Annotated in this window: 2 protein-coding genes; both read right to left on the bottom strand. The window is 73.2% G+C overall.

All coding sequences use genetic code 11. The features are described from left to right. Positions 1-335 (bottom strand): FAD-dependent monooxygenase (locus FXO23_RS50615; RefSeq protein ID WP_158896373.1); only part of this gene is annotated, 335 nt, incomplete at its 3' end. Between the two features lie 173 nt (positions 336-508). Further along, positions 509-813: hypothetical protein (locus tag FXO23_RS50610; protein ID WP_218952455.1), on the bottom strand; the 305-nt coding region annotated here is incomplete at its 5' end.

Here is an 813-nt window from a genome sequence, read left to right as displayed (position 1 = left end):
AGCACCCGGGACAGGTCCCCGCGCAGGATCTCGATGTCCGCGATGAACCCGTCGCCACCATCGTCGTCGGCACGGAAGGTCTCCAGCACTTGCCCGTCCGCGTCCACGGTGTGCGCGCCGGCGGTGTCGGTGCACGCCGCGCGCACCGCCGCGTCCAGCCCCATGCGTCCGATGACCTCCTTGGCCACCCCGCGCGCGTCCACCGCCTGCCCACCGGGACGCAGCTCGGGGGCCTGCTCCACCACGGTCACCTCGGCCCCCCGCCGACGCAACCAGTGGGCCAGCGCGGGCCCCGCGATGCTCGCCCCCGCCACCAACACCCTGGTACCGCTCACCGCGCCCCCCTGCTCGCCCGTCCGGATAACGGTCCGGATCGTACCGTGGTCTACGGCCCCGACCGGCGGTTCCGGCTCGCCGTCCGCGAGCGGCCCGCAGTCCAGCACCTCGGCGGGGCCCAGTTCGCCCCATGGCGAACACGCGCTCATGCCGCGAAGCGGACGTCTGGCGGCTAGATCGAAGAGTCGTACTCCACCAACAGCCAGCGGGCTATTCGGCCGCCCGCGTCTGGCCGGAGCGCTTCGCCCAGGACGGAGCCGAGTGCCAGGCCGAACCCCAGCGGCTCGTCCCCGCGCCCCGCGTCCAGCCAGGTGGGTCGTGACCTGGCCTGTTCCTCCGGGCCGGTGGCGAAGCGGACCGTGCCGTCGTTTCGAAGACCAGGTTGTCCATGCCCGGCCAGGGGCCGAGCGGCGGAGGTGCTCATCGAGGCGGGCGATCGGGAAAGGACGTGCGGGCGGATGACAGAGGCACGATCGT

The sequence above is a fragment of the Amycolatopsis anabasis genome (assembly GCF_009765355.1).
Lineage (GTDB): Bacteria > Actinomycetota > Actinomycetes > Mycobacteriales > Pseudonocardiaceae > Amycolatopsis > Amycolatopsis anabasis.
This window is presented reverse-complemented; position numbering and strand designations above follow the sequence as displayed.